Below are 22,040 nucleotides of genomic sequence, written 5' to 3' on the forward strand. Positions count from 1 at the left end.
GAGCGCTCCGGACCGGTGAGCGCCGCCGGACCGGTGAGCGCCGACCGCCGGTCGACCGGCGGCGTGGGGGTCCCCAAGATCGTCGGTGGTGGTCGATAACGTGCCGGGCGTGCTGCACGTCCACCGCGCCGAACGCGCCGACACCCTCGCCGACGCGCTCGCCGGGGTACTGGCGCAGGTCCCGGCCGACCCGTTCGCGGCCGAGGTCGTCGCGGTGCCCGAACGCGGCGTCGAGCGGTGGCTCGCGCAGCGGCTGGCGCACCGGCTCGGGACCCGCGACGGCCGCGCCGACGGGGTGTGCGCCAACGTGCGGTTCCCGTCCCCCGCCGAGGTGGTCGACGAGGTGGTGTGCGCGGCCACGGGGGTCGACCCGGCCGACGACCCGTGGCGCCCCGCGCGGGCGGTCTGGCCGCTGCTGGAGCTGGTCGACGAGGCGGCGGCCGAGCCGGGGTTCGCGCTGCTCGGGGCCCATCTGGGCACGGACTCGGCCGACGCGCACCGGCGCGGGCGGCGGTACGCACTGGCCCGGCGGCTCGCCGAGCTCTACGCCTCCTACGCCGCGCACCGGCCGGGCATGCTCGGGGAATGGCTCGCGGGCGCCGACGTCGACGCGGCCGGGGGCGCAGCGCTCGCGCCCGACCTGCGCTGGCAGGCCGAGCTGTGGCGGCGGCTGCGCGCCCGCATCGGGGTTCCCGGGCCCGCCGAGCGCGTCGAGACGGCCTGTGCGCTGCTGCGGGCCGACCCCGGCCGCGCGGCGCTGGGCCCGCGGCTCTCGGTGTTCGGCCCGACCCGGCTCGCCGCGAGCAGGCTCACCGTGCTCGCCGCCCTCGCCGTGCACCGCGACGTACACCTGTGGCTCGCGCACCCGTCGCCGGTGCTGTGGGCCGCGCTGACGCCGCAGGCCGGGACGGCGCCCCGACGCGCGGACGACGCCAGTGCCGCCGTCGTCGCGAACCCGCTCCTCGCCTCGCTGGGGCGTGACGTGCGCGAGCTGCAGCTGCGGCTGCCCGTCGGGACCGACGTCCACCACCCGGGCCCGCCGCCGCCCCCGACCCTGCTGGGGGCGCTGCAGTGCGCGCTGCGCGACGACGTCGCCCCCGGTGCCGTGCCCACGGTCCTCGACCCGACCGACCGCAGCGTCCAGGTGCACGCCTGCCACGGGCCCGACCGCCAGGTCGAGGTGCTGCGCGAGGTCGTGCTGGGACTGCTGGCCGCCGACCCCACGCTGGAGCCGCGCGACGTCGTCGTCATGTGCCCCGACATCGAGACGTTCGCCCCGTTGATCTCGGCGACGTTCGGCCTGGCCGCCGGGATCGACGACGACACCGGCCACCCCGGTCACCGGCTCCCGGTGCGGCTGGCCGACCGGGCGCTGCGGCAGGTCAACCCGCTGCTCGACACCGTCGCCACGCTGCTGGAGCTGGCGGACGCCCGGCTGACCGCCACCCAGGTGCTCGACCTCGCGGCGACCGAGCCCGTCCGGCGCCGGTTCCGCTTCGACGACGACGCGCTCGACCGGCTGCGCGACCTCGTCGTCGGCTCGGGCGTGCGGTGGGGGCTCGACGCGGACCACCGTGGCCCGTTCGCGTTGGGCGCGTTCGCCCAGAACACGTGGTCGGCGGGGCTCGACCGGATGCTGCTGGGCGTGGCGATGGACGAGGCCGACCGGCAGTGGCTCGGCACGGCGCTGCCGCTCGACGACGTCGGCAGCTCCGACGTCGACACCGTCGGCCGCTTCGCGGAGCTGCTCGACCGGCTCGCCGCGGTCCTCGCCGGGCTGCGCGGCGAGCGGACGCTCGCCGAGTGGGGTGCCGCGCTCGCCGCGGGCCTCGACGCGCTCACCACCACCACCCCGACCGACGCGTGGCAGGCCGCGCAGGCGCGCGCCGAGCTGGCGGAGGTCACCGCGTCGGCGGGGCCGCACGCCGCCTCGGTGCCGCTCGGGCTGCCCGACGTGCGCGGCCTGCTGGCCGACCGGCTGCGCGGCCGGCCGACGCGGGCGAACTTCCGCACCGGCACGCTCACCGTCGCGACGCTGGTGCCGATGCGGTCGGTGCCCCACCGCGTCGTGTGCCTGCTCGGGCTCGACGACGGCGCGTTCCCCCGCGCGGGCGAGCCCGACGGCGACGACGTGCTGGCCCGCGACCCCCGCGTCGGCGAGCGCGACCCGCGCAGCGAGGACCGGCAGCTGCTCCTCGACGCGGTCGGGGCCGCGACCGAGCACCTCGTCGTCGTGCACTCCGGCGCCGACGAGCGCACCGGGGTCCGCAGGCCGCCGTCGGTGCCGGTCGGGGAGCTGCTCGATGCGCTCGACGCCGTCGCGGTGGGCCCCGACGGCCGGCGGGCGCGCGACCATGTCGCCGTCCGTCATCCGTTGCAGCCCTTCGATACCCGCAACTTCGCGGCGGCCGTGCTCGGCGGGCCGGGTCCGTTCAGCTTCGACCGGGCCGCGCTCGCGGGGGCCCGGGCGGCGACGGGCGTCCGCACCCCGCCGCCGCGGCCCCTGCCCGGGCCGCTGCCGGTGCTGCCGCCCCCCGCGGAGGTCGAGCTCGACGACCTCGTCCGGTTCCTGGAGGGACCGGCCAAGGCGTTCCTGCGCCAGCGCGTCGGGGTGTCGCTGTTCTCCGCCGACGACGACCCCGACGACGCGCTGCCCGTCGAGCTCGACCAGCTGCAGCGCTGGCACATCGGGGCGCGGCTGCTGGCCGACCGGCTCGCCGGGCACGACCTCGACGCGTGCCGCGCGGCCGAGTGGCGCCGCGGGGCCCTCCCACCCGGCGGGCTGGGCCGGCGGATCCTCGACGAGGTCGCCGCGGACGTCGAACCGATCGTGGCGGCCACGCTGCCGCTGCGGTCCGCCCCGCCGGAGTCCCTCGACGTGTCCGCCGTCGTCGCGGGGACGCGGGTGGTCGGCACGGTGGGCGGGGTGGTCCGGGTCGGCTCCGGACCGGGTGCCACGGGCGACATCGTCAGCGCGGGCTTCTCCCGGCTCGGTGCCAAGCAGCGCGTCGGCGCCTGGGTGCGGCTGCTCGCGCTCACCGCGGCCCGCCCGGACACGACGTGGCGCGCCGTGACGATCGGCCGCGGGTCCGACGGGCCGGAGCGGTCCGTCCTCGGGCCGGTCGAACCCGGCCGGGCCGCCGTCGTGCTGGCCGATCTGCTGGCGCTGCACCGCGACGGGCTGTGCGCGGCACTCCCGTTGGTGCTCAAGGCGTCCCACGCCTACGCGGGACGGCGGCGGCTGCGCAACCGGACCGTCGAGGACGCGGTCGACGCCGCCCGCTCGGCGTGGGCGGGCCGCTTCTCCCCCGAGCGCGACGAGCCTGCGCACCGGCTGTTGTGGGGACCGTCGGCACCGCTGGAGGACCTGTTGTCGGCGCCCGCACGTACCGGGGAGGAACCGTCGTTGTTCGGCGAGCTCGCGATGCGGGTCTGGACGCCGCTGCTCGCGGCAGAGGAGGTGAGCCTGCCGTGACCGCCACCGCGCTCACCCCGGTCATCCCGGAACGGCCGTTCGACGTGTGCGGGCCGCTGCCCGCGACCGGCGCGACGACGGTGCTGGAGGCCAGCGCGGGGACGGGCAAGACGTACACGATCGCGGCGCTGGCGGCGCGCTACGTCGCCGAAGGCATCGCGACGCTCGCGGAGCTGATGCTCGTCACGTTCGGCCGCGAGGCCACCCACGAGCTGCGTGAACGCGTCCGGGAGCGGCTCACCGCGGCCGAGCGCGCCCTCGCCGACCCGGCGGCCGCGCGCGTCGCGGCCGACGGCGTGCTCCGCCACCTCGCCGCGGCCGACGCCGCGACGGTCGCGCTGCGCCGCGAGCGGCTACGGCTCGCCGTCGCGGAGTTCGACGCCGCGACCATCGCGACCACCCACCAGTTCTGCCAGCGGATGCTCGCCGGGCTGGGGGTGCTCGGCGACGCCGACCCCGACGCGCTGTTCGTCGAGTCGGTCGACGACCTCGTCGAGGAGGTCGTCGACGACTTCTACGTCCGCAAGTACGCCGCCGCCGGCGCCGAGCGACCCGCGTTCGGCCGCGCCGAGGCGCTGCAGCTGGCCAGGGCGGTCGTCGGCGATCCGCAGGCGCGCATCGAGCCGGTCGACGCCGATCCGGGGTCACCGGCGGCGACGCGGCGCAGCTTCGCCGAGGCGGTGCGTCGCGAGGTCGACCGGCGCAAGCGCGCGGCGAAGCTCTACAGCTACGACGACATGCTCACCCGGCTCGACGCCGCGCTGTCCGACCCGGTGCGCGGCGACGCGGCCGCGGCCCGGCTGCGCAGCCGCTACCGCGTCGTGCTCGTCGACGAGTTCCAGGACACCGACCCGGTGCAGTGGCGCATCCTGTCCGCGGCGTTCCACGGCCACACCACGCTCGTGCTGATCGGCGACCCCAAGCAGGCCATCTACGCGTTCCGCGGCGCCGACGTCGTCAGCTACCTGCAGGCCGCGACCGACGCGGGCGAGCGGTTCACCCTCGACCGCAACTTCCGCAGCGACCGGGCCGTGCTCGACGCCGTCGACGCACTGTTCCACGGCGCCGCGCTGGGCGACCCGCGGATCGTCGTGCACCACGTCGAGGCCGCGCGGCCCGGCCGGTCGCTGCGCGGGTCGACCTGTGACGCGCCGCTGCGCGTCCGGGTCGTCGGCACGCAGCGGCTGGGCCGGCTCTTCCACCGGCTCGGCCGGGTCGACGCCGCACGCCCGCAGGTCGCCGCCGACGTGGCGGCGCAGATCGCGGCGCTGCTCGCGAGCGGCGCGTCGGTCGTGCCCGCCGACGGCGTCGAGCGCGCCGTGCTGCCCGGCGACGTCGCGGTGCTCGTCCGCACCAACGACCAGGCCGAGCTCGTGCTCCGCACGCTGCGCGAGGCCGGGGTGCCCGCGGTCGTCACCGGGACCCGCAGCGTGTTCACCACCCCGGTGGCGGGCGAGTGGCTCACGCTGCTGGAGGCGTTGGAGCAGCCGCACAGCGGGCTGCGGCTGCGTGCCGCGGCGCTCACCTGCTTCGCCGGGCTCACCGTCACCGACCTGTGCGGCGACGACGCCGACGCCGTGGTCGAGACCCTCGGCGACGACCTGCGCGACTGGGCGGGCGCGCTGCGCGGGCGCGGGGTGGCGGCGCTGCTCGAGGCGGTGTCGGCACGGCGCCGGCTGGCCGAGCGGCTGCTCGCGCGCACCGACGGCGACCGCACCCTCACCGACCTGCGCCACATCGGGCAGGCCCTGCACCACGCGGCGACCCAGGAGCATCTCGGGCCGTCCGCGCTGGTCGAGTGGCTGCGCCGGCGGATCGAGGAGGCCGGGTCCGACACCGGCGCCGAGCGCAGCCGGCGCCTGGAGTCCGACGCCGACGCCGTCCAGATCGTCACCGTGCACCGCAGCAAGGGGCAGGAGTACCCGATCGTCGCGGTGCCGTTCGCGTGGGACCGCAACGTGCAGGAGCCCACGCTCGCACGGCTGCACGAGGGCCCGCGCCAGGAGCGGGTGCTCGACGTGGGCGGGCCCTCGGGGCCGCACTTCCTCGAACGGCAGGGCGCGCACCTCGCCGAGGAGGCCGGCGAGGACCTGCGGCTGCTCTACGTCGCGCTCACCCGCGCGCGCTCGCAGCTCCTCACGTGGTGGGTACCGGCGACGACGACGTCGAAGTCGGCGCTGCACCGGATGCTCGCCGGGGGCGCAGGCCCCGGCGAGACGCCGCGGGAGACGTGCGCGGTCCCGCCCGACCCGGGACCGATGTTCGACGCGCTGGTCCGCCGCGCGGGCACCGGGCCCGACGGGTCGCCGCACGTCGTCGTCGAACAGGTGGGCGACGACGTCCCTGCGCCGTGGAGCCCGCCCGCCCGGCCGGTGCCGCCGCTCGACGCGGCACGCTTCGACCGCGACATCGACCTCGACTGGCGACGCACCTCCTACAGTGCGCTGACCGCCGCGGCCCACGACGCAGGCGCGCACACCCCGGCCGTGGTGAGCGAGCCGGAGGACCCCGGGATCGCCGACGAGCCCGCGGAGCCGGGCCCGCTCCTGTTCACCGCCGCCGATCCCGCTGCGGCGCAGGCGGTCCCGTCCCCGATGGCCGACCTGCCGATGGGCACGGCGTTCGGCACGCTCGTGCACGCCGTCCTCGAGTCGGCCGACACGACCGCGGCCGACCTGCGCGGCGAGCTCGCCGCCAGGGCGCGGGCCGAGCTGGCCCGCCGACCCGCTGCGGTCGACGCCGACGAGTTGGCCGCCGCGCTCGTCCCGGTGGTCCGGACCCCGATGGGGCCGCTCGTCGGCGGCGCGGCGCTGGCCGACGTCGCGCCCGCCGACCGGCTGAGCGAGCTCGACTTCGAGCTGCCGCTGGCAGGTGGCGACCGGCCCGGCCCCTCCCCCGTCCTCGCCGACGTCGCGCGGCTGCTGCGCCGGCACCTGCCCGCCGACGACCCGCTGGTCGGCTACCCCGACCACCTCGACGCGCCGCTGCTCGCCGAGCAGGCGCTGCGCGGCTACCTGACCGGCAGCATCGACGCGGTGCTCCGCGTCGGGGGGCGCTACGTGGTCGTCGACTACAAGACGAACTGGCTCGGGCCCGCCGGTCCCGACGGGCACGTGCCGCTGACGTCGGCGCACTACGGCGCCGCGGCGCTGACCCAGGCGATGACGTCGGCGCACTACCCGCTGCAGGCGCTGCTCTACGGGGTCGCCCTGCACCGCTACCTGCGGTGGCGGCTGCCCGGCTACGACCCGGGTACGCACCTCGGCGGCTCGCTGTACCTGTTCCTGCGCGGCATGTGCGGCCCCGACACGCCGGCCGCCGACGGTGTCCCGGCGGGGGTGTTCTCGTGGGCGCCGCGGCCCGCGCTGATCACCGACCTGTCCCGGCTGCTCGACGAGGGGGCCCCGTGACCGCCGCTGCGACGACCACCGGGAACGGCCCCGGGACCGCCACGGGGTCCGCCGCCGGAACCGCCGCCGGGACCGCCGCAGGGCCCGTTCCCACCGGGCCGGTCGCGCCGGGCGGCGACCCGTACGACCCGCGGTACGCCCGCGGTGCCGGCGGGCTGCTCGCCCGCTTCAACGCCGCGGGGGTGCTCGCCGCGGCCGACGTGCACGTCGCGGCCCGGCTCGGGCGGCTCGGCGGGGAGACCGACGAGACCGTCCTGCTCGCCGCGGCGCTGACCGTGCGGGCCTTGCGGCACGGGTCGGTGTGCGTCGACCTCGACGAGGTCGGGACGACGGTGCTCGGCGAGGGCGACGAGGTCCTCGACGTCTCGGCGCTGCCGTGGCCCGACCCGGCGGCGTGGCGGGCCGCGTGCCTGGCCAGCCCGCTGGTGTCCGCCGAGCCCACCGGGGGCGTCGCGCCGCTGCGGATGCCCCACGGCCTGCTGTACCTCGACCGCTACTGGCGGCAGGAGGAGCAGGTGCGCGTCGAGCTGCGCGCCCGCGCGGCCGCCGAGCCGCCCCGGGTCGACGTCGACCGGCTGCGGGCGGGGCTGTCCCGGCTGTTCACCGACGCCGCGGATGGCCGGACCGACGCCGATGACCGGACCGACGGGGCAGGCGCTGCGTCCGGCGGCGACGCCGACGCGCGCGCAGGCGGCGGTGCCGGTCCCGACGCCGTGACCGGAACCGATCGCGTCGCCGGTGTCGGCGAACGTCCCGGCGCCGTCGCGCGGGCCGCTACCGCGGCGGACGCCGCCGCCGCGGCCGGGGAGACCGACCGGCAGCGGTTGGCCGCCGCCGTCGCCACGCTGCGCCGGGTCACCGTCGTCGCGGGCGGGCCCGGCACCGGCAAGACGACGACCGTCGCCCGGCTGCTCGCCCTGCTGCGCGACCAGCCCGGCCCTCCGCCGCGCGTCGCGCTGGCCGCCCCCACCGGCAAGGCCGCGGCCCGGCTCGCGGAGGCCGTGCGCGAACAGGTCCGCCGGCTGCCCGGGCCCGACCGCGCCCGGCTCGGCGACCTCCCCGCCTCGACGCTGCACCGGCTGCTCGGCTTCAGGCCCGGCCACACCAACCGGTTCCACCACGACCGCACCAACCGGCTCCCGCACGACGTCGTCGTCGTCGACGAGACGTCGATGGTGTCACTGACGATGATGGCGCGGCTGCTCGAGGCCGTGCGGCCCGACGCCCGGCTCGTCCTGGTCGGCGACCCCGACCAGCTGGCGTCGGTCGAGGCGGGCGCGGTGCTGGGCGACCTGGCCCGCGCCCCGGGCCCGGTCGAGCCCGCCCTCGACGCGACGCTGCGCGAGCTCGGTGTGCTCGGCCGGGCCGACCCCGCGGTCGTGCACGGCGTCGTCACCCTCGACCGGACCTGGCGGTTCGGCGCCGAGATCGCCGCGCTGGCCCGGGCCGTCCGCGACGGCGACGGCGACGGCGCGATCGAGGCGTTGCGCTCCGGGGCGGGCGGGGCCGTCGAGTTCGTGGAGGCCCCGACGTTGGAGCTGCGCGACCCGCCCGGTCTCGACGCGGTCCGCGCCGAGGTCGTGGCCGCCAACCGGACGCTGGTGGCACACGCCCGGGCAGGCGACGTCGACGGGGCGCTGCGCGCGCTCGACCGGCACCGGCTGCTGTGCGCCCACCGCCGCGGGCCGTACGGGGTGACCCGCTGGGGCTGGGAGGTCGAGCGCTGGCTCACCGACGCCGGGGTCGGGCCGGGCCCCGACGACGGCGAGTGGTTCCCCGGCCGGGCCGTGCTCGTCACCACCAACGACTACGACCTCAACCTCTACAACGGCGACACCGGGGTCCTCGTCCGCGAGGAGGGCCGCACGAGGGCGGTGTTCGGTCGTGGCGGCGCCCCGTTGCGGGTCGCCACCGCCCGGCTCTCGCAGCCGCAGAGCGTCCACGCGATGACGGTGCACCGGGCGCAGGGCAGCCAGTTCTCGCAGGTCACGGTCGTGCTGCCGGCCCCGGAGTCGCCGTTGCTGACGCGCGAGCTGCTCTACACGGCGGTGACCCGCGCGATCGAGCGGGTCCGGGTCGTCGGGTCGGAGGCGGCGGTGCGGGCCGCGGTCGCACGCCCGGTCGGCCGGGCGTCCGGGCTGCGCGACCGGCTCGCCGGCTGAGTGGTCCGCGCCGCGGCCGACCGCGTCCCCGAGCAGGGTCCGTACGGGGGCTGGACGGACTTGGCAGACTCGACACCATGACGGCCTCTCTGGTCCCGGCCCGCCCCGCGATCCTCACCGTCGACGACGACCCCTCCGTCTCCCGGGCGGTGGCCCGCGACCTGCGGCGTCGTTACGGCGAGCAGCACCGCATCGTGCGCGCGGAGTCGGGTGAGTCGGCGTTGGAGGCCCTGCGCGAGATGGCCCTGCGCGGCGACGACGTCGCGGTGCTGCTCGCCGACTTCCGGATGCCCGGGATGGACGGCCTGCAGTTCCTGGAGGCCGCGATGGACCTCTACCCGGCCGCGCGCCGCGTACTGCTGACCGCCTACGCCGACACCGACGCGGCCATCACGGCGATCAACGTCGTCGATCTCGACCACTACCTGCTCAAGCCGTGGGACCCGCCGGAGGAGAAGCTCTACCCCGTCGTCGACGCGCTCCTCGAGGCCTGGCGCGCGTCCGACCGGCGACCGGTGTGCGAGACGCGGGTCGTCGGGCACCGCTGGTCGGCGCGGTCGAACGAGGTGCGCGACTTCCTGGCCCGCAACCAGGTCCCCTACCGCTGGTACCCGTGCGACGACCCGGAGGCCGCCCGGTTGCTCGCTGCGGCGGGCCTCGACGACCAGACGCTGCCGGTGGTCGTCACCCCGGCGGGCGAGACGCTCGTCGCCCCCGACGACGCCCAGCTCGCCGAGCGCGTCGGCCTCTCGACGACACCGGCGTCGGAGTTCTACGACCTCGTCGTGATCGGCGGCGGCCCGGCGGGGCTGGGCGCGGCGGTGTACGGCGCGTCGGAGGGGCTGCGCACGGTCCTCGTCGAGCGCACGGCGACGGGCGGGCAGGCCGGGCAGAGCTCGCGCATCGAGAACTACCTCGGCTTCCCCGACGGTGTCTCCGGCGCGCAGCTCACCGACCGGGCCCGGCGGCAGGCGGTCCGGATGGGCGCGGAGGTGCTCACCGCGCGCGACGTCGTGGCGCTCGACGTGAGCGGTTCGGGGCGGACGGTCCGGTTCTCCGACGGCTCGTCGATCACGGCGCACGCCGTCGTCCTCGCGACGGGCGTGTCCTACCGCGAGCTCGCCGCGCCGGGCCTGGCCGACCTGGCCGGGCGCGGCGTCTACTACGGCTCGGCGCTGAGCCAGGCGTCGAGCTGCACGGGCGACGACGTCTACATCGTCGGCGGGGCGAACTCGGCGGGTCAGGCCGCGGTCTACTTCGCCCGGCACGCGAAGTCGGTGACGTTGCTGGTGCGCGGGCCGTCGCTGGAGGCGTCGATGTCGCACTACCTCATCGAGCAGATCGCCGGCATCCCCGAGATCACCGTCCGGACGTGCACCGAGGTGGTGCGGGCCGAGGGCGACGGGCACCTGGAGCGGCTGCGGCTGCGCGACCGCAACACCGGCGCGGAGGAGGTCGTCGACGCGCCCTGGCTGTTCGTGTTCATCGGCGCCGCCCCGCGCACCGAGTGGCTCGACGGGCTCGTCGCCCGCGACCCGGCGGGCTTCGTGCTCGCGGGACCCGACCTGATGACGGGCGGGGCCCGGCCGCCGGGCTGGCCGCTCGACCGCGACCCCTACCTGCTCGAGACGAGCCAGCCGGGTGTCTTCGTCGCGGGCGACGCGCGCGCGGAGTCGGTGAAGCGCGTCGCCTCCGCGGTCGGCGACGGCGCCATGGCGGTGTCGCTCGTGCACCGGTACCTGGAGCGGTCGTGAGCGCGCCCCGGGACGGGGTGGCCGTGCCCGAGTGCAGTCCCGCGTTGCTGCGCGGGCTGTTCCTGTTCGAGAAGCTCAGCGACGACCAGCTCGACTTCCTGTGCCGGGAGGGCTCGGTCGAGCGCTACCCGGCCGGGCCCGTCTACACCGAGGGCGAGACCGCGACGTGCTTCTACGTCCTGATCGAGGGCTCGGTGGTGCTGCTGCGCCGGTCGGGCGACGAGGACGTCGAGGTCGAGCGCACCGAGCAGCCCGGCGTGTACGCCGGCGCCTGGCACGCGTACCTGGGCGACCGGATGCCGCAGGTGTACAACAACACGCTGCGCGTGACCCGGCCGTCGACGTTCTTCGTCCTCGACGCGACCGCGCTGCAGCAGATGATGCGGACCTGGTTCCCGATGGCGCTGCACCTGCTGGAGGGGCTGTTCTTCGGCATCCAGAACACCCAGCAGGCCGTGAGCCAGCGCGAACGGCTGCTGGCGCTCGGGTCGTTGTCGGCCGGGCTGACCCACGAGCTCAACAACCCCGCGGCCGCCGCGGTCCGGGCGACGGCGCTGCTGCGCGAGCGGGTGGCCGGCATGCGCCACAAGCTCGGCCTGATCGCGGGCGGCTCGCTGGACCGGGTGGCGCTGCAGTCGCTGACCGAGATCCAGGAGGAGGCCGCCGAGCGGGTCGCGAAGGCGCCGGTGCTCACCCCGATCGAGGCGGGCGACCGCGAGGACGCGCTGTCGGACTGGTTCGACGAGCACGGCATCGCCGACGGCTGGGACCTCGCGCCGACGTTCGTGCAGGCCGGTCTCGACGTCGGCTGGTTCGAGCAGGTCGTGGCCCGGGCCGAGGCCGCGGGCCTGGGCGGCGCGCTGGAGGGGGCGGTCCGCTGGCTGAACTACACCGTCGAGACCGAGCTGCTCATGAACGAGATCGCCGACTCCACGACGCGGATCTCCACCCTCGTCGGCGCGGCCAAGCAGTACTCGCAGATGGACCGGGCGCCCTACAACACCACCGACCTGCACGAGCTGCTCGACTCCACCCTGATCATGCTCGCGCGCAAGATCGGCGACGTGCGCGTCGTGAAGGACTACGACCGCACGCTGCCCGCGGTGCCGGTCTACGCCGCGGAGCTCAACCAGGTGTGGACCAACCTCATCGACAACGCGTGCGCCGCGATGGGCGGCAGCGGCACGCTGACCGTCCGCACGGCCCGCGACGGCGACCGCGCGCTCGTCGAGATCGGCGACACCGGCCCCGGGGTCCCCGAGGACGTGCGCGACCGCATCTTCGAGCCGTTCTTCACGACGAAGCCCGTCGGCGAGGGCACCGGGCTCGGCCTGGACATCTCCTGGCGGATCGTCGTGCGTCGCCACCACGGCGACCTGCGCGTCGAGTCGGTGCCCGGGGACACGCGGTTCCAGGTCCGGCTGCCGCTCGAGCCCCATGCCGAGGACGAGCCATGAGCGGGCCCCGGCGGGCGAGCCGCCGGCACGACCACGGCCGGCGACGCCGGCCGACCACCGACGAGGACGTGTGATGACCGACATCGATCCGACGGTCGCGCCGTCGGGACCCGGCTGCGTCGAGTGCGACGAGGTCGGCGGCTGGTGGTTCCATCTGCGGCGCTGCGCGGCGTGCGGCCACATCGGGTGCTGCGACTCCTCACCCGCGCAGCACGCGAGCAGGCACGCCGCCGACACCGGGCACCGGATCGTGCAGAGCTTCGAACCCGGCGAGGACTGGTTCTGGGACTTCCGCGCCGAGCGGCCCGTCGCCGGACCGGTGCTGGCCGACCCGCAGCACCGGCCGTTGGACCAGCCCGCCCCCGGCCCAGCGGGCCGGGTCCCCGCGGACTGGCTCGACAAACTGAACTGAGCCGGTCCGAGCAGCGCGGCCTCAGCGCGGGGACACCGTGCGGGTGCCGGCGTGGCGTCGGACGGCGCCCGCGATCCCGGTGACGACGAACAGCATGATGCCGAGGATCGCCAGCCACAGCAGCGCCTTCACGGCGAACCCGACGACGACCAGGCCGAGCCACACCACCAACAGCACGAAGACGATGCCCACCGGGAACTCCTCTCGTCGCGACGCCCTGCGCCGCACCAGGATCGAACGACCCCCCGTACCCGGCCGCGGTGGCCGTCAAACACCGGGCGGGTGGTCGTCCGGCGGTGGGCGGCGGGTTCGCGGCGCGCCGGGGCCACCAGGCATACTGGACGAGCAACGCGACTGGCGGCGGACGGGTGGGCAACCACCGGGGAGCTGATCGACGCGCGGATCGACCGCCTGGGTCCGCGACGCCGAGGAGTCGCGATGTCCGCTCCCACGACCGCCCGTCTGCTGCCCGGGGCCCCTGTCGCCGAGGCCGTCCTCGCCGACGTCCGCGAACGCGTCGCCGCGCTGCGCGCCCACGGGATCGCCCCCGGCCTGGCCACGATCCTCGTCGGTGACGACGACGCGTCGGCGGGCTACATCCGCATCAAACAGCGCACCGCCGCCGAGCTGGGCTTCGAGTCCTTCCACGAGCACCTGCCGGCGACGGCGTCGCAGGCCGACCTGCACGCCGTGATCAGGGCATTCGGCGCCGAGCAGGGCGCCCACGCGCTGCTCGTCCAGCATCCGCTGCCCGGCCATCTCGACCACGAGGCCGCGCTGGCCGTCATGGACCCCGAGCAGGACGTCGACGGCATGCACCCGCTCAACCTCGGCCGGCTCGCCGCCGGGCTGCCGGGCCCGGTGCCGTGCACGCCCGCGGGCATCGAGGCGCTGCTCGCCCACCACGAGATCCCGGTGGCGGGGCGGCACGTCGTCATCCTCGGCCGCGGGGCGACGCTCGGCCGGCCGCTGGCGCTGCTGCTCTCGCAGAAGCGTCCGACGGCCGACGCGGCGGTCACCGTCGTGCACTCGCACGTGCCCGACTGGGACCGCCACACCCGCGACGCCGACATCCTCGTCGCCGCGGTCGGGGTGCCGGGGATCGTCCGGCCCGAGCACGTCAAGCCGGGCGCGGTCGTCGTCGGCGGCGGGGTCCGCTACGCCGGTCGCCGGCTGCTCAGCGACGTCGACGACGCGGTCGCCGACGTCGCGGGCGCGATCACCCCGCGCGTCGGCGGAGTCGGTCCGACGACCGTCGCGATGCTGTTCCGCAACGCCGTCGAGTGCGCGGAGCGGGCGACGCGGGCCTCCTGACCGCGCCGGCTCACCCGGTGCCCGGTGGGGTCCGCGGCTGCGCGAGCACCGCGGGCTGAGCGGCGGGCTCGGGATCGCGCGAACGCAGCACCGGGACGGCGGCCAGCACGGCCGCCGTCGCGGTGCCCGCGATCGTCACGGCCATGACCAGCGGCGTCACGCCGCCGACCGAGGCCGCCGGCGGGACGAGCGCGCCCGTCAGGAACTGGCCGAGGCCCAGCAGCGCCGACGCCGCTCCCGCGGCCGCGCCCTGCCCGGACATCGCGAGGGCCGTCGCGTTCGGCATGATCATCCCGACTGCCGCGACGACCACGAACAGCGGCGGCAGCACGGCCCAGACCGAGCGGGTCAGCAGGACGCCGGCGACGAGCGTGAGCGCGGCCGCGAACGCCACCGCCACCGCGGCACCGAGCAGCCGCCGCGGACCGGCCCGGTCGACCAGCCAGGCCGAGAGCCGGCCGGCGAGGACGATCCCGGTGGCGTTGACCGCGAACACGACGCCGTAGACCTGCGGTGAGAGTCCGTAGCCGGTGCCCTGCAGCACGAAGCTGCCCATCGCGATGTAGACGAACATCGAGCAGCAGCCGAGCGCGAGCACCGACGCCGGGGCCAGGAACGACCGGTCACGGGCGACGGTGCCCAGCGCGCGCAGCGTCTCCCGGGCCCCGCCGGAACGACGGCGGGCGGCGGGCAGCGTCTCGCGCAGCGTGGCCGCCGCACCCAGCAGCACCAGCCCGATCCCGGCGAGCACCACGAACACCCCACGCCAGTCGGTGACCCGGAGCAGCTGGCTCCCGATCACGGGCGCGAGCACCGGCGCCGCCCCGCTGACGACCATGAGCAGCGCGAACACCCGCGCCGCCGCCCGGCCCTCCCACTGGTCGCGCACCATCGCCCTGGCGACGACGATCCCGACCGCCCCGGCGAGACCCCCGAGCAGGCGCAGCGCGAGCAGCACCTCGATCGTCGGAGCGAAGGCGCAGGCCAGCGACGTCACCGCGAACAGCGCGACCCCGACCAGCAGCGGGCCCCGGCGGCCGCGGCGGTCCGACAGCGGGCCGGCGATCAGCTGGCCCGCCGCGAGGCCGACCATGCACAGCGACATCGTGAGCTGGGCGGTGGCCTCGGTGGTGTGCAGGTCGGTGGTGAGCTCGGGCAGGCCGGGCAGGTAGAGGTCCATCGACAGCGGCCCGAACATCGACAGCCCACCGAGGGCGAGCACCTGTCGCAGCGGCGGTCGGTCCCGTTCCGGCGCGGCGGCGGGGCGGGTCTGGCGCGTCACCGGACGATCCTCCGATTCGCCCGCCCCCACCGCCAGCGCTGCTTCCGTCCAGCGGGAGCGGCGTGCGTCACCCGGGCCGCGGCCGGCGGGACCGGGAGCCCACGGCCTCGTGCCGGTGGCCGGAGCCGTCCGGTTCCACCCGTCGCCGGTACCGGTTCCACTCCGTGGCGCGGCGCATCAGCTCGTCGCGGTGCGCGTCGGACAACGCGCGCGTCAGCTCGAACGACATGGTTCGTCCCCTCCCGGGGTTCGGTGGACGCGGCGCGGGGCGCGGCTGCGCCCCCGCGCCGCGACCCGGTCAGCCGGCCGCGGGCCGGATGTTCTGGTTGACGTGGAAGGTGTTCTCCGGGTCGTAGCGGCGCTTGACCTGCGCGAGCCGCTCGTAGTTGTCCCGGTAGGACGCCCGGACCCGCTCCTGCCCCTCGTCCATCACGAAGTTCAGGTAGGCGCTGCCGGCCGAGGTCGGGTGCAGGGCCTCCCAGTAGTCGCGGGCCCAGTCCGCGATCAGGCCGGCGTTCGCCGGGTCCGGGTCGACGCCGACGATGACCCCGGCCCAGCCGCCGTCGCGGTAGGCGAACGCGGTGCCGTCCGACGGGACCCGCGCCGCCGCGCCGTCGATCGGGTAGAGGTGCATCGTCGAGTGCCCGGTGGGCAGCAGCGCGCCGAAGCGCTCGTGGACGTCGATGGCGGCATCGGAGATCTCACGGAAGAAGTCCGCCTTCCAGTACCACTGCAGGCCCGCGGGGTACAGCGGGTCGAACGCGCTCTGCAGCGCCGTGAAGGGCATGTCGTGCAGGCCGACGACCAGCGGTGACCCGAAGGAGCGCACCGGCTCCAGCACCTCGTCGGCCCGGTCGTGCGGGCCGGTGTAGCACCAGACGATGGCGCACGCCTTTCGGCCCCACAGCTGCTCGGGGAACGGCGGCGCCGGCGGGATGGTGATCAGGCCCAGCCAGCCGCTGAGCTCCTCGGGCAGCGACGGCACGAGCGACCGGTACCAGCGCATGACCTCGGGCGTGTCGGCGATGTCGTAGAGCACCGGGCCGCCGATGACCGTGCCGGCCTCGCCGATCGGATGGCACCTGAACACGAACGACGTCACGACGCCGAAGTTGCCGCCGCCGCCGCGCAGCGCCCAGAACAGGTCCGGGTGCGAGGTCTCGCTCGCCGTGACGAAGCTGCCGTCGGCGAGCACGACGTCGGCGGAGAGCAGGTTGTCGACGGTCAGCCCGAAGCGCCGGGACAGGTAGCCGATGCCGCCGCCGAGGGCCAGCCCGGCGACCCCGGTCGAGGCGAGGAAGCCCGACGGCGTCGCCATGCCGAACGCGACGGTCGCGTGGTCGACGTCGCCCCACGTGCAGCCGGCGTCGACGCGCACGGTCCGCGCCCCGGGGTCGACGGTCGTGCTGCGCATCGTCGACATGTCGACGACCAGCGCGCCGTCCCACACCCCGAATCCGGCGGCGTGGTGGCCGCCCCCGCGGACGGCGATCTCGACGCCGTGCGCCCGGGCGAAGCGCACCGCGGCGACGACGTCGGCGGTGTCGCGGCAGCGGGCGATCGCCGCCGGCCGCTTGTCGATCATGCCGTTGTAGACGGCCCGGGCCTGGTCGTAGTCGGCGTCCCCCGGCCGGATCAGCGTGCCGCGCATCGCGGCGGCGAGGTCGTCGAACGGGGTGGTCAGCTGCGGGGTCGCGGTCACGGTCGTTCCTTCCGACAGGGCATCCGGTCTGCCCGGATGCACGCCGTCGACGCTAGGAACGAGGCGTTTGCGCAGCGTTCGGCTCGAGGGTGGGGCCTGCACCCCCGTCCGGAACGGCGAACGCGGGAGCCGGAACGCCGCGGGCGGCGTAGTCGGCGAGGCAGCGGCGCAGCAGCGCGACGCTGCCCTGGTCCGCGGCCAGCCGGGCGGCCGCACCCAGCCGCTCGAGCGCGACGTCGGGATTCTCGTCGCGCGCGGCGCGCATCCGCAGCACCTCGGGCAGCCACCAGCCGTCGCTGCGCGCGCGGGCGCCGACGACGGCCGCGTCCAGCGTCGCGCGCGCCGCATCGGGCCGCCCCTCCCGTGCGGAGAGGTCGGCGAGCAGCGAGAGCCAGTAGGGCATCCGCGCGAACGCGCCCAACGCGGTCAGCCCGTCGATGCCGCGGTCCGCGAGCTCGAGGCCCGCCGTACCGCCCCGGCACCAGCCCTCGAGGACCATCGCCCACTCGCGGTAGTAGGTGAAGTCGAAGCGGGCGCACAGCTCGCGCAGTTCGCCGGCGGTGCCGAGCAGCGCGTCGCGGTCGCCGCGCAGCTGGTGGGTGATGGCGCCGTAGCCCAGTGCGACGGCGAGGCTGTAGGAGCCGCCGGTCGCCCGCGCCAGGTCGATCGCGTCCCGGCAGGTCGCCAGCGCCACCTCGTCGTGCCCGAGCAGCCAGTGCGCGTGCGCGGCGAACGCGCGACCGTGCACGTCGGATCGGGTGCCCACGGACAGCGGGTGGCTGCCGCCGATCTCGGCGGAGCGGTCCAGGTGGCGCAGCGCCTCGGCGGGCCGGCCGAGGCTGAGCTCGGAGCCGCCCAGCGCGAAGTGGGCGGGCCCGGCCAGCTCCGACCCGTCCTCGACGAGGTCGAGCGCGCGCGACGCGGTCCGGTGCGCGGCGATCGCGTCGCCCGCCACGAACTGCGACGACCACAGCCCGACGAGGCCCGAGAGCGTCGCGCCGCGGTCTCCGAGGGCGGTGGCCAGCGCGATCGAGCGTTCGAGGGTGTCGCGCAGCCGCGGCGAGGAGTAGCCGTGCAGCGCGTTGAGCGGCGCGGCCAGCGCCTCCACCACGGCGAGCTCCTCGGTGTCGCGGGCCCGGCTGGCAGGCGCCCTGGCCAGGATCGCGAGCGCCTCCTCGTGCAGCCGGACCGCCTCGGCGTGCGCGAACCGGCCGCCCGCGACCGCGGCCGCCCGCCGGTAGTACCCGACGGCCCGGTCACCGCGTCCACCGCGCGCGTACTGCTCGGCGAGCTGAGCCGACACCGCGTCGAGGTCCGCCGCGTGCAGCAGCTCCATCCCCTGGGCGAGGCGCCGGTGCAGCAGCCAGCGCGCGGGCGGGCTGACCTGTTCGTACGCGCACGCGCGCAGCAGGTCGTGGGCGAAGTCGTAGCCGTCCCACGTCTCGCGCAGGATCCGCCGCCGCCACAGCTCGTCGACGGCCGCGACGACGGCGTCGGCCGGCAGGTCGGAGGCCTCGCTGAGCAGGTCGAGGGTGAAGTCGCGGCCGACGGCGGCGGCGAGCCCGGCGACGGTGCGGGCCGGCGGGCTCACGTCCTCGAGGCGGTGCCGCAGGACGGTGCTCAGGTCCCCGGCCCCCGGGTCGAGGTCCCCGCAGCGCACGGCCTCGACGACGTGCAGCGCGAAGCCACCGGTCGTGGCCTGCAGCAGGGCCGCGGTGTCCTCGTCGAGGGGATGGCCGACGACCGCCGCGGCGAGCGCCGCGGTGTCGGCGCTGTCGAAGGGAGGCAGCTCGATCTCGGTGACGTCGTGGGTCGACCGCATCCGGGCGAGCCACTCCGGCAGCCCCGCCTCCTGGTCGGGGTCGTCGTCGCGCGCGGTGGCCGCGACCAGCAGCGGCGCCCCGGTGTCGATGCCGAGGCAGAAGGCGAGGAACGCCAACGTCTCCTGGTCGCACCAGTGCAGGTTGTCGACGACGAGCAGCAGCGGCCGGTCGACCGCGATCAGCGCCCGCGTCACGGCCTCGAAGAACCGGTGCCGCTGCCACGCGTCGACCATCGCGGGCGGGCCGCCGCCGGGCTCGCTGCGGGCCCGGGCCGACGGCACCAGCCGGTCGACCTCGACCCGCCAGACCGGCTCCAGGTGCGCCGTCGCGGCCTGGATCTCCGGGGTGCGCAGCCAGTCCGCGACCGGCGCCAGCGCCAGCCGGCCCGCGGTGCCGAAGCCCTGGGTGAGGGCGACGACGGCGCCGGCGCGCCGGCACTCCTCCGCCAGCTCCGCCACCAGCCGGGACTTGCCCACGCCGGCCTCCCCGCGCACGACGGCCAGGCTCGGCCGCCCGCCCGCGGCGGTGCGCCAGACCTCGCGCAGCCGGGCCAGCTCGGCGGTGCGCCCGACGAGGCGCGCGGCGGCGGATCCGGCCCGCCCGTGCGCCGCGAGGCCCTCCGGCTCGGCCGCCGGGGTGGTGCGGGCCAGCAGCCGGTCGAGGGTGGCCCGGGTCTGCGGGTCGGGATCCACCCCCAGCTCGCGTTCGAGCACCGAGGCGCACCGGTGGTACGTGCTGACCGCGCCCGCCCGGTCGCCCGCCTCGCCCTGCAGCTCCATCAGCCTGCGGTAGCCGGGCTCCTCCAGCGGGCGCAGCGCGACCCGCCTGCGCGCGGCCGCGACCGCCGCCTCGCCCGCGTCCCCGTGGGCGATCACGTCCAGCAGGTCGACGCACTGCTGTTCGAGCTCGCCGCGGGCGGCGAGCACCCAGTCGTCGTAGCCGCCGGGGAGGAACTCGCCGCGGTAGTACGCGACGGCCGCGCCCGCGCGGGTCCGCTGCTGCTCGTCGTCGCCCGCGGCCGCCGCCGCCCGGGCCGCCGCCCGGAACCGGGCGAAGGACCGCACGTCGACCCGGCAGGTCGGTGAGTCGGTCCAGCACAGGTCCCGGGCCGTGACGACCAGCGACGGGTCGTCGCCGAGCACCGTGCGGACGTGGTGCAGCTCGCGCCGCAGGTTCGTCAGGGCCTGCTCGTCGGTGGAGTCGGGCCAGAACTGGGCGGCGAGGCGCTGCCGGGTCTGCGGTGCGTCGGCGTGCACGACGAGGAAGCCGATCAGCGCGAGCGCGCGCGAGGACCGGGCCCGGACGGTGCCGGTGTCGTCGGTGACCGACTGCTCCCCCAGCAGGTTGACCTGCAGCATCACGGCTCCTCCGGGCTGCTCCCGGATCAGCCTGCTGTGCACCCTTCGCCGACGCCAGGGCCGCACGGCCCACCCCGGCTACCGCCGAGCGGCGCAGCGGTCACGCCGCCCGGGGCGCCACCCGCTCGCCGACGCGCGCCGGCCCCCGCCAGGGCAGTGCCGGCTGCTGCGCGGCCGGGGCCGGCTCGGGCAGGGCCGCGACGAGCCGCGTCGTGATGCCGTCGGGGAACGCCGTGGCGTCCGGGAACACCGACAGGACCAGCCGCAGCGCGGCCCGGTTCGTGCTCAGCACCTCGGCCTCGACGACACGGTGCCCGGCCGCGGCGGCCAGCCCGGCGACGGCGCGGACGAGCCGGGTCCCCACGCCCGACCGCTGCTCGTCGTCGACGACCTCGACACCGAGGTCACTGCGGCCGGTGTCGTCGGCGATCAACCGGGCGATGCCGATCGGCCGGCCGTCGGCGAACGCGGCCACCGCCACGTGCCGGTGGCCGTCGACGGCGGCCAGTGCGGTCCGGGTGCCCGCGGTGAGCCGGCGCACCGGCGCGTGGAAGCGCCGGTAGCGGCTCTCCGCGGACAGGCCGTCGAACACGGCGTCGAGTACGTCGAACTCTCCGTTGCGCAATGCGCGAATCTCGATCATGACGTCTCCCCCCAAGGAGTCATCGGTTCGGTCGGGACGGGTCGGGTGTGTCGGTCGATCCGGTGCGTCGGGTCGGTCGGGTCAGGTCAGCAACCAGGTGAGGCCCCAGGCCGCGACGAGCCCGGCGAACAGGGCGAGCGGCAGGCTGCGGGTGAGCCGCCAGAGCACCCCGGCGACGACGGCCGCCAGCAGTGCCGGCACCGTCTCGGCGGTCGTGACGCGCCCGTGCGGCGCGACGAGTGCGGGCAGCGCGATCGCCGCCAGCACCGCGGGTCCGACGTACTGCAGCAGCCGTGTGACCACGGCGGGCGGGCGTGCCCCCGCGGTGGCGAGGAACGCCGCACGCATCAGGTACGTGCCGACGCCGATCGCGACGAGCACCAGCAGGTCAGCCACGACGGCCTCCCACCAGCGCGCCGGCGGCGATCCCGGCCGCGGCACCGACCAGCAGCCCCAGGCCCAGCGGGAGCCCGGAGGCGGCGACCGCGACCAGCCCGCCCGTCGCGGCGGCCGCCCACGCCGGGCGTGAGGTCAGCATCGGGAGGACGAGCAGCAGGAACGTCAGCGGTGCGGCGACGTCGAGGCGCAGACCGTCGGGCAGCACCCCCGCGAGCAGCGTCCCGGATGCGGTGATGGCCATCCACGCGGTCCACAGCGTCGCGCCGACGCCCAGGTAGTAGGCGAGCCGCAGCCGGGCGTCGCCGCCGCCGTCCGGCTTGGTGAACCGGCCGATGGCCAGCGCGTAGACGGGGTCGGCCAGCAGGTAGGCGCCGCCCCAGCGGGCGCGTCGCGACCAGCCCGACGCGTGCTGGGCCAGCGATGCGCTGTAGAGCAGCATCCGGGAGTTGACGACGAGGGCACCCAGCACGACCACCGCGACGTTCGCGCCGGCGCCGAGCAGCTGTACCGCGAGCAGCTGGGCGGCGCCGCCGAACAGCAGCGGTGACGACGACCAGGCCACGAGCGGCGAGATGCCGGAGGCGGCCAGGGTGGCGCCGAGCGTCAGCCCGAACGGGACGTAGGCGGCGACGACCGGGACGGCGTCGGCCGCCGCGCGCAGCACGACCGGCCGCAGCGGGACCGGCCGCAGCGGGACCTGCGGGGCGGCGGCACGCAGGGATCGCGATCCGGTGTGCACGGCGGGGCTCCTGTCGGTGGCCGCCGCGGTCCGGGACCCGGCGGGTGCGGTGCCGTCGACCTCGTGGTCGATCGGTTCGCCACCGACGCTAGGAACGGCGCGTTCCCCTG

General features: G+C 76.5%; 15 protein-coding genes and 1 riboswitch. Of the genes, 7 read left to right on the top strand and 8 right to left on the bottom strand.

The annotated features are described in order from the left end of the window. The first annotated feature begins 88 nt into the window (after positions 1 to 88). From recC to PSD17_RS09735, 6 genes are all read left to right on the top strand, one after another. Complete coding sequence (gene recC, locus PSD17_RS09710) at positions 89 to 3,475, top strand: exodeoxyribonuclease V subunit gamma (protein ID WP_339122423.1); 3,387 nt, start codon at positions 89 to 91, stop codon at positions 3,473 to 3,475. Continuing rightward, complete coding sequence (locus PSD17_RS09715; protein WP_339122424.1) at positions 3,472 to 6,885, top strand: UvrD-helicase domain-containing protein; 3,414 nt, start codon at positions 3,472 to 3,474, stop codon at positions 6,883 to 6,885. Before recC ends, PSD17_RS09715 begins: the two co-directional genes overlap by 4 nt. Continuing rightward, positions 6,882 to 9,047 (top strand): exodeoxyribonuclease V subunit alpha, encoded by a 2,166-nt coding sequence (gene recD, locus PSD17_RS09720; RefSeq protein WP_339122425.1) that lies wholly within the window; start codon positions 6,882 to 6,884, stop codon positions 9,045 to 9,047. Before PSD17_RS09715 ends, recD begins: the two co-directional genes overlap by 4 nt. A gap of 77 nt (positions 9,048 to 9,124) precedes the next feature. Then, positions 9,125 to 10,801 carry an FAD-dependent oxidoreductase gene (locus tag PSD17_RS09725; RefSeq protein ID WP_013676099.1) on the top strand — a complete coding sequence of 559 codons (1,677 nt, stop codon included), beginning with the start codon at positions 9,125 to 9,127 and terminating at the stop codon, positions 10,799 to 10,801. After that, positions 10,798 to 12,258, top strand: a complete 1,461-nt coding sequence (locus tag PSD17_RS09730) for an ATP-binding protein (RefSeq protein WP_199796667.1) — start codon at positions 10,798 to 10,800, stop codon at positions 12,256 to 12,258. Before PSD17_RS09725 ends, PSD17_RS09730 begins: the two co-directional genes overlap by 4 nt. 73 nt (positions 12,259 to 12,331) lie before the next feature. Beyond that, complete coding sequence (locus PSD17_RS09735) at positions 12,332 to 12,670, top strand: UBP-type zinc finger domain-containing protein (protein WP_013676101.1); 339 nt, start codon at positions 12,332 to 12,334, stop codon at positions 12,668 to 12,670. A gap of 21 nt (positions 12,671 to 12,691) precedes the next feature. Here the strand turns inward: PSD17_RS09735 and PSD17_RS09740 are convergent, their stop codons facing one another. After that, positions 12,692 to 12,862: a hypothetical protein gene (locus tag PSD17_RS09740; RefSeq protein WP_013676102.1), complete on the bottom strand. Its 171-nt coding sequence runs from the start codon at positions 12,860 to 12,862 to the stop codon at positions 12,692 to 12,694. A gap of 148 nt (positions 12,863 to 13,010) precedes the next feature. Next, positions 13,011 to 13,094, top strand: a riboswitch (ZMP/ZTP riboswitch). 14 nt (positions 13,095 to 13,108) lie between these two features. Here PSD17_RS09740 and PSD17_RS09745 point away from each other — a divergent pair. After that, positions 13,109 to 13,984, top strand: coding sequence for a bifunctional 5,10-methylenetetrahydrofolate dehydrogenase/5,10-methenyltetrahydrofolate cyclohydrolase (locus tag PSD17_RS09745; RefSeq protein ID WP_013676103.1), 876 nt, complete (start codon positions 13,109 to 13,111; stop codon positions 13,982 to 13,984). 10 nt (positions 13,985 to 13,994) lie between these two features. On the opposite strand, the gene PSD17_RS09750 is transcribed toward PSD17_RS09745, so the two are convergent. The 7 genes from PSD17_RS09750 to PSD17_RS09780 all read right to left on the bottom strand — a co-directional run bounded on the left by PSD17_RS09750 (position 13,995) and on the right by PSD17_RS09780 (position 21,930). Next, positions 13,995 to 15,266: a multidrug effflux MFS transporter gene (locus PSD17_RS09750; protein WP_339122426.1), complete on the bottom strand. Its 1,272-nt coding sequence runs from the start codon at positions 15,264 to 15,266 to the stop codon at positions 13,995 to 13,997. A 67-nt stretch (positions 15,267 to 15,333) separates the two neighbouring features. Next, positions 15,334 to 15,495, bottom strand: coding sequence for a hypothetical protein (locus PSD17_RS09755; protein ID WP_339122427.1), 162 nt, complete (start codon positions 15,493 to 15,495; stop codon positions 15,334 to 15,336). A 69-nt stretch (positions 15,496 to 15,564) separates the two neighbouring features. After that, complete coding sequence (locus tag PSD17_RS09760) at positions 15,565 to 16,968, bottom strand: FAD-binding oxidoreductase (RefSeq protein ID WP_339122428.1); 1,404 nt, start codon at positions 16,966 to 16,968, stop codon at positions 15,565 to 15,567. 52 nt (positions 16,969 to 17,020) lie between these two features. Next, positions 17,021 to 20,149, bottom strand: a complete 3,129-nt coding sequence (locus PSD17_RS09765) for an AAA family ATPase (protein ID WP_339122429.1) — start codon at positions 20,147 to 20,149, stop codon at positions 17,021 to 17,023. Between the two features lie 100 nt (positions 20,150 to 20,249). Further along, complete coding sequence (locus tag PSD17_RS09770; RefSeq protein ID WP_339122430.1) at positions 20,250 to 20,792, bottom strand: GNAT family N-acetyltransferase; 543 nt, start codon at positions 20,790 to 20,792, stop codon at positions 20,250 to 20,252. Positions 20,793 to 20,873: 81 nt separating this feature from the next. Then, entirely contained in the window at positions 20,874 to 21,188 is a 315-nt protein-coding gene (locus tag PSD17_RS09775) for an AzlD domain-containing protein (protein ID WP_339122431.1), read from the bottom strand. After that, the gene (locus PSD17_RS09780; RefSeq protein ID WP_158703454.1) at positions 21,181 to 21,930 is read right to left on the bottom strand and encodes an AzlC family ABC transporter permease; all 750 of its coding nucleotides are present in this window, start codon (positions 21,928 to 21,930) and stop codon (positions 21,181 to 21,183) included. The genes PSD17_RS09775 and PSD17_RS09780 overlap by 8 nt, the downstream gene beginning before the upstream one ends. Positions 21,931 to 22,040 lie beyond the last annotated feature (110 nt).

It is taken from the genome of Pseudonocardia sp. D17 (assembly GCF_036984265.1).
GTDB lineage: Bacteria > Actinomycetota > Actinomycetes > Mycobacteriales > Pseudonocardiaceae > Pseudonocardia > Pseudonocardia benzenivorans.